This window comes from Nocardiopsis sp. TNDT3 (assembly GCF_003427465.1).
In the GTDB taxonomy this organism is placed as follows: domain Bacteria; phylum Actinomycetota; class Actinomycetes; order Streptosporangiales; family Streptosporangiaceae; genus Nocardiopsis; species Nocardiopsis dassonvillei.
In genome coordinates this window covers 1-7,174 of record NZ_QPFC01000889.1, presented here as the reverse complement: position 1 = coordinate 7,174, position 7,174 = coordinate 1, and the positions used below count along the sequence as shown (strand labels likewise).

At 72.3% G+C, this 7,174-nt stretch carries 2 protein-coding genes; both read right to left on the bottom strand.

Annotated features, from left to right (window positions below):
- Window positions 1-35: 35 nt before the first annotated feature.
- Window positions 36-5,066, bottom strand: a complete 5,031-nt coding sequence (locus DQW06_RS21155) for a DNA repair ATPase (RefSeq protein ID WP_117199160.1) — start codon at window positions 5,064-5,066, stop codon at window positions 36-38.
- A gap of 10 nt (window positions 5,067-5,076) precedes the next feature.
- On the bottom strand, window positions 5,077-7,116 hold the full coding sequence (locus DQW06_RS21150) for a flotillin family protein (protein WP_013156446.1): 2,040 nt from the start codon (window positions 7,114-7,116) through the stop codon (window positions 5,077-5,079).
- Window positions 7,117-7,174 lie beyond the last annotated feature (58 nt).

Below are 7,174 nucleotides of genomic sequence, written 5' to 3'. Positions count from 1 at the left end.
CCCGTAGGGGGTGGCGGCCCGCACGTGTCATCCGGTCAGCTCCCGGAGCCCCGTCCCCGCCCGATCGCGGTGCCGATCTCGCCCACCCGGTCGGCCAGCAGACCCATCGCGCCGATGGCCCTGGTCATCGGGTCGTCCTCGGCGCCGCCCAGCGCGCGGCCGCGCCGGAAGGCCTCCTTGACCTCCGTCCACCGGGCCTCCTGCTCGGGGGTCATGACCCCGCGCAGCTCCGCGAGCTTGAGCAGGTTGGCCTCCGCGCCCGAGGTCAGGGTCTGCGCCTCGCCCAGGTAGTGGTCGTCGATCACGGCCTCCACCTCGGCGTCGTTCATGACCGGCACGATCCTCTCCGCCAGCCGGTTCATGTTGCGGTACGAGCCCTGGAGCCGGAACGGCGGCTCGGTGCGCGCCTCCTCCGACTGCGCCGCGGAGGCGATGTAGGCGGCGTTGTTGGCCATCACCACCTCCTGCACCCGCAGCAGCTTGCGCAGCACCGACACGATCCGGTCCACCTCGACCGCCGAGTAGGGGTGGTCGAACTGGTCCGCGCCCACCGAGTCGTCGCCCCGCGCCATCCGCACGAACCGGTACACGTCCTCCCTGCTCCGCGTGGACAGCGGGGCCAGGGTCGGGTTCGAGGTGAGCGCGTTCTCGACGTAGCTCAGCGCGAACAGCTCCTCCCTGCCCGCCAGCACGTCGCCCAGGTTGTACACGTCGGCGCGGTTGGCCAGCATGTCCGGGATCCGGAACCGCTTGCCCTGCTCCGTGTACGGGTTGCCCGCCATGCACACCGCGAAGCGCTTGCCCCGCAGGTCGTAGGTCCGGGTCCGCCCGTTCCACACCCCCTCCATGCGCCGCTGGCCGTCGCACAGCGAGATGAACTTCTGGAGCAGCTCGGGGTTGGTGTGCTGGATGTCGTCCAGGTACAGCATCGTGTTGGCGCCCATCTCCAGCGCGAAGGAGATCTTCTCGACCTCCTGGCGGGAGGTGGCGTCCGGCGCCTCGTCCGGGTCCAGCGAGGTCACCGCGTGCCCCAGCGCGGGCCCGTTGACCTTGACGAACACCAGCCCCAGACGGCTGGCCACGTACTCCATGAGCGTGGTCTTGCCGTACCCGGGCGGGGAGATGAGCAGCAGCAGGCCGCTCTGGTCGGTGCGCTTGTCGTCCCCGGCCGCGCCCAGCTGCTTGGCCAGGTTGTCGCCGATCAACGGCAGGTACGCCTCGTCCAGCAGCCTGTTGCGGACGAACCCGCTCATCACCTTGGGCCGGTACTCCTCCAGCCGCAGCCGCTCGCGCTCGGCCGCCACCAGCTCGTTGCGGCGCCGCTGGAAGTCCCGGTAGGCGGGCACCTCCTCCAGCCGGAACCGGCGGGTGCGCGGCAGGAACTCGTCCAGCCGCAGTTCCAGGGAGCGCTCGCGCACGCGCGGGTGCGACCCCAGCAGCCCGTCCACGTCCTCCGCGACGGCCGCCGAGGACTCGTACCTCTCCAGGGCGCCGCCGGTCAGCTCGATCGCGGCGGCCTCGGGCAGGTCGCCCGGGTCCACCTCCTCCAGCGTGGTCGCGAACGCCTCCAGCCAGGCCGCCACCAGCTGGTGGCGCGCGTTCAGGTCTGCGTCGAGGGCGCGCAGGTCCTCCTCGAAGGCCCTGCGCGTGCTCTCCCGGGCGCTGTCCACGGCCCGGTGGAACCGGTCCAGCAGCGTACGGGCGCCCGCGCCGGTCACGAACCCCGTCTCCCCGGGCCCCTCAGCCGCGATCTCCTCGAACAGGTACTCGCCCACCAGGTCCAGGTCGGCCTCCTGGTGGAGCCCGGTGTCGGTGAGGAACCCGTCCACGGCCGCCGCCAGCTCCGCGCGCAGCGCGTCGACCGCCGCCGACCCGCGCACTCCGAACACCTCGCGGGCCCGCGCCAGCGAACCGGCCCGGGTCCGCCACGCCGTCCGCCGCTCCTCGTCGGCGCCGAAGGCCCAGAACACCTGCGCCGCCGCACGCGTCGCGCCCGGGTACCGCAGCAGCCCGGCTCCCGCGCGCAGCCGCAGCAGCACCGACAGGATCCGCGCGGCGTCGTGGTCGTGCACGCCCCGCTCGTACCCCTCGTCGTAGCGGGCCTCGGCGAAGCCGCGCACCAGGTCCGGCAGCGACGACCCGTCCTGCTCCCCCGCGTCGGCCTCGGCCAGCCGCTCCGGCGTCAGGCCCTCCGAGCCCTCCTCGGCCGCGGCCAGGACCGACGCGGCCAGGTACTCGGCCCGGTACACCTGCGGGCTCTCCGACACCAGCACCCGGTCCCACAGGTGCCGCGTCCGCCCGAACCCCTCGTCGGTGACAGGTGCGCGGAAGTCGGTGCCGGTGATCGCCACCGACATCTCCCCGCCGTGCGGGGTGAGGGTGAGGTCGATCGGCTGGGTGTTCACGGCGAAGCGGTGCCTGCCCAGCCGGATCGTCTCGCCGCCCGCGCCGCCCTCGAACAGGTCGGCGCGGTCCCGCAGGGCCCGGCCAGCCTCCTGCCGGGCGGCCAGGATCTGCCCGTCCAGCTCCTCCGCGCGCACGGTCTCGCCGAGCGCGCGCAGCTCCTCGGAGGTGCGGCGCAGCCGCGCCACCATCGCGTCCGACGCGAAGTAGGTGTTGACGTCCTCCAGCGTGTCCAGCGCCGCGACCCGCCGCTGAACGCTCTCCAGCACGCGGGCGGCCGACGACGCCAGGCGGTCGGCCCGCCGCGCCCGCTCGTCCACCAGCCCCTGCTTGCGGGTGGAGAACGCCTCGTACACGTCCTCGCGCTTGTCCGCCAGCTCCCCGAGGAAGTCGTCGAACTCGGCGAACCGCGTCTCCAGGTTCTCCAGCTGGAGCATGATCCGCCCCAGCTGCTCGTCGCACCGGTCCGGGGTGTCGGCGGCGGCCAGCGCCCCCGTGATCGCCTGCCCGAGCAGGGCGAACTCGGCGGCGAACTCCGCCCGCCCCTCCAGGGCGAGCAGTTCGCCGCGCCGCGCCTCCAGTGTGGCGCGCGCCCGGTTGATCCCGGCCATCACCTCGCTGACCCGCTCCAGGATGCGCGTGCGCACCTGGGCGTCGCCGATGTCCAGCGAGCCGACGACCTCGGTGACCACCTGGAGGCCCTCGGTCTGCTCGGCGATGCGCTCCCCGACCGCCGTCGCCGCGCTGACCGCCCCGATGCCCTCGGCGTCGGCGACCAGTCGCTCCACCTCGTCGTGGTACCCGGCGAAGGCGTCGTCGCGCTCCAGGAAGGCCACCGTGCGGCGGCCGGTGGCGTCGATCTCCCCGGCGAGCCTGCCGTCCAGCTCCTCCAGGCGGTCGGTGTCCACGTAGCGCGTCTCGCGCAGCGTGGCCGCCTGCCCCTGGGCGCGGCGCAGCCCGGTCAGCCGCGCCACCCAGCCCTCCGCCGTGCGCGGGGCCTCCCCGCGGGCGGTGCGGATGAGCGAGGCCGCCTTCTCCTCCGCCTCGGCCAGGGTCTCGGCGGCCTGCCGGGTCAGGGTCTGGACGGTCTCGAACTCCTCCAGCACCCGCGCGGCGGTGTCGCGCACCTGCGACAGGGGCGCCGCCAGGTCGCCCAGCTCCTCCTCGCCCAGCCAGTGGAACCGGTCCGTCACCCGGCGGCAGGCGGCCATGAGCGCCTCGAACACCTCGGTGGAGGGCCGCATGTCCTCGGCCATGCGCGCCACCGACAGGCACTCGGACACGCCCCGCACCAGTTCGGCGTTGCCGATCCGCTCCAGCGGGCCCGTCCCCACCGGCTGCGCCGCCGCGTACACGTCCGACGCGTACGGTGTCTGCCACACCTGCATCGGGTGCACCCGGGTCGGCTCGCCCGAGTTGTCGCGGAACACCGTCATGGTGCCGTCGTCGAACAGGGAGTACCCGTGGCAGACGATCGGGGTGGCGACCTCCTTGCGGATGGTGTTGTAGGGCAGCAGCAGACTGCGGCCGTCCGCGCGGGAGTGGAAGACGTAGAGCACGTCCTCGCCGTTGGGCGAGCGCACCACGCGCTCGAACTCCAGGTCGGTGACGTCGGTGTCGAAGGTCCGCGCCACCCCGGTGGCCAGGTAGTAGCCGCCGGGGAAGATCAGTCCCTGGTCGTCGGGCAGGCGCTGGCAGGACTGGCCGATGCCGTCGAGGCGCTCGACCTCCTTGGTGCGCGTGTTGAAGACCAGGTGGCGCCACTCGGTCTCGTTGTAGGGCAGCACGCGCAGCAGGATGAGCGGGCCCACCCGCGCGTGGTGCACCGACGCGTCGGCCAGGCTCTGCAACGGCTCGTCCACGGGCTCGCTGTAGACGCCCTCGCCGACCTCGGTGTTGTTCTCGACCTTGATGGTGAGGTCGCCGCCGACCGTCTCCACGAACAGCTCGTCGAGGATCGAGATGTGCGGGTGGCGGCCCGCCACGTGGTCCTCGCGCGTGGCCTCCACCCACGCGAAGTCGTGCGCGGGCGGAAACACGTGGTCGCGTTCGCCGCGCGCGTCGAGGTAGGCGATCTCGCCCGTCGGCGACACCGACCACCGCAGCACGCGCACGTCCTCGGTGCGCGGGCCGGTCTGGAACACGGCCAGCAGCCGCTCCTCGACCCGGCGCAGCTGGAGCAGGCGCGCGTCGCGGTAGTACCGGTAGAGCTGGCCGAAGTCCTGCTGGAACCGCTCGTCGTCGAGCAGCCCGGGGACGGCGCCCCCGTCGGCGTCGGCGAAGGCGAAGCCGTCGTCGGCGCGCTCGTAGCGGTGCAGCGAGAACACGTCGGGGACGTGGGTCTCCCGCTGCATGCCGATGAACACGTTGTAGCCGAACAGGATCACGGCGCCGTCGGCGCCGTCCGCGGCCGGGCGCCCCACGCTCACGATGTCCCGGGGCACGCAGTTGTGCTCGGTGCGCACGCGCTCGGTGCCGAGCAGGGTCAGCTCGGTGCCGCCGAACACCTCCAGCCGTCGCGCGTTGAGCCGCTCGGTCCGCCGGGCCAGCTCGCCGGTCTGCTCGCGCAGCCGGGCGCGGAGCACCTCGTAGGTGCCCGCGTCCAGCGCACGCGCGTCCCCGGCGTCCGGCCCCTCGGTCTCCTGGGGCAGGGCCTCTGTCACGAAGGTTCCCCTACTGCTTGGCGAGGGCGGAGGCGGGCAGCTGGTCCACGCCCAGCGAGCGGGCGGTGCCGAGCAGGCCGTCGAGTTTGTCGGCCTGCGGGCCGCCCGCGCCGATCAGCTTGAGCAGCAGCGCGGAGACGGTGAGGTTCTTGACGTCCTCGGTGGACACCGACTCCATCACCCTGCGCATGTCCGCGGCGAAGTCGCCCTCGCCGTTGAGCCAGTTGCCGCCCAGCGCCTGCACGGTCTTGGAGTTGCCGACGAAGCCGTCCACGGCCTTGCCCAGGCCGATGGAGCCCACCATGCGGTCGAAGAAGGCGCCGTCGCCGCCGACGATGTTGATGTCGGCGTTCTCCAGGCCGGTGGCCAGCACGGTGGCCTGGGCCTCGGCGACCTCGCGCTGCACGTTGATCCCGGCCAGGCGGATCTCCTTCTCGGCCTCCAGGCGCAGGCGGTACTCCTCGTGCTCGCGGCTGACCTGGTCCAGGGCGGCCATGGCCTCGGCCTTGTCGGTGAGACCGGCGGCCTCGGCGCGCAGCTTCTGCTCCACGGCCTCGGCCTCGACGCGGGCCTTCTCGCTGGCCACGGCGGCCTCGGCGCGGCCGACCTTCTCGATGGCCTCGGCGTCCTGCTGGCGGACCTGCACCTCGGCCAGGCCGGTGGCGGCGGCCTCGGCCTGGATCCCCTCGGCGAGGCGGATCTTGGCGCGGGTGTCCAGTTCGGCGGCCTGCTGGCGGGCCTCGGCCAGGGTGAGCTCCTCGGCGGCCCGGTGCTTGGCGGCGGCCTCCGCGGCCTCGGCGGCCTTGATGTCCTTGACCAGGTTCTCCTGGGCCTCGGCCTCGGCCTGGATGATGACGGCCTGGCGGGTGCGCTCGGCCTCCTCGACCGCGCGCAGGCGCTTGATGGCCTCCTCCTGCTCGGCCACGGTGCGGTCCACGGCGATCCGCTCGCGGACGACGTCGGCGACCTCGCGCTTCTCGGCCTCGACCTCCTTGTCCTTGGCGATGCGGCTCAGCTCGGTCTCGCGCTCGCGCCCGATGACCTCCAGGAGGCGGTCCTTCTCGATGCGCTCGCTCTCGATGGCGATGACGCGCTCGCGGTTCTTCTCGGCCACCGCGATCTCGCGCTGCTGGTTCTGGTGCTGCACGCCCAGGGCCTCGGAGGTGCGGATGTTGGCCGTCTCGGCCTTGAGGCGCTCCTCGGCCTGCACGCGGGCGGTCTCGGCCTCCTCGCGGGCGCGGATGATCTCGATCTCGCGCTTGGCCTTGGCGGCGGCCTCCTCGCGGCGCTTCTCCAGCTCGGCGAGGGTCTCGGCGGTCTCGGTGTTCTGCCGGTCGAGTTCCTTGCGGCGGTCGTTCTCGAACTCGTTGGTGCGCTTGTGCTCGATCGCGGTGCGCTCGGTGATCTTGGAGATGCCCTGCGCGTCGAGGATGTTGTTGGCGTCGTGCTGGTGCAGCGGGGTCTGCTCCAGCTCGTCGATGGCCACGTCCTCCAGGCTGTAGCCGTTGAGGTCGGTGCCGATCAGGGAGATGATCGCCTGACGGAACTGCTCGCGGTGCGTGAACAGCTCCTCGAAGTCGAACTGCTTGCCGACGGTCTTGAGGCCCTCGGAGAACTTGGAGTTGAACAGCTCCTGGAGCGTGTCCTGATGGCTGGCGCGCTCGGTGCCGATGGACTTGGCGACCTTCTTGACGTCCTCCGCGGTCTCGTTGACCCGGACGTAGAAGTACACCTTGATGTCCGCGCGGATGTTGTCCTTGCAGGTCAGGCCCTCACGGCCGCGCCGGTCCACGGTCAGCGTCTTGAGCGAGATGTCCATGATCTCGGCCTTGTGCAGGACCGGCAGGACGATCGCGCCCGTGAAGGTGACGTGGACGTCGCGGACCTTGGAGATGATCAGCGCCTTGCCCTGCTCGACCTTGCGGAACAGGCGGGTGACCATCAGGAGCAGGGCGATGAGGACGACGACGCCGACGGCAAGGGCGACGCCGACGGTCAGGAAGGCCGCGTCCGCGGCCTCCTGGCCGTTCGCGGTGGCACTCAGCAACACGTGGGGGTCTCTTTCTGCAAGGGGATGTGCGTAAGAGGGGGGAAAGCGCGTCGGGAGC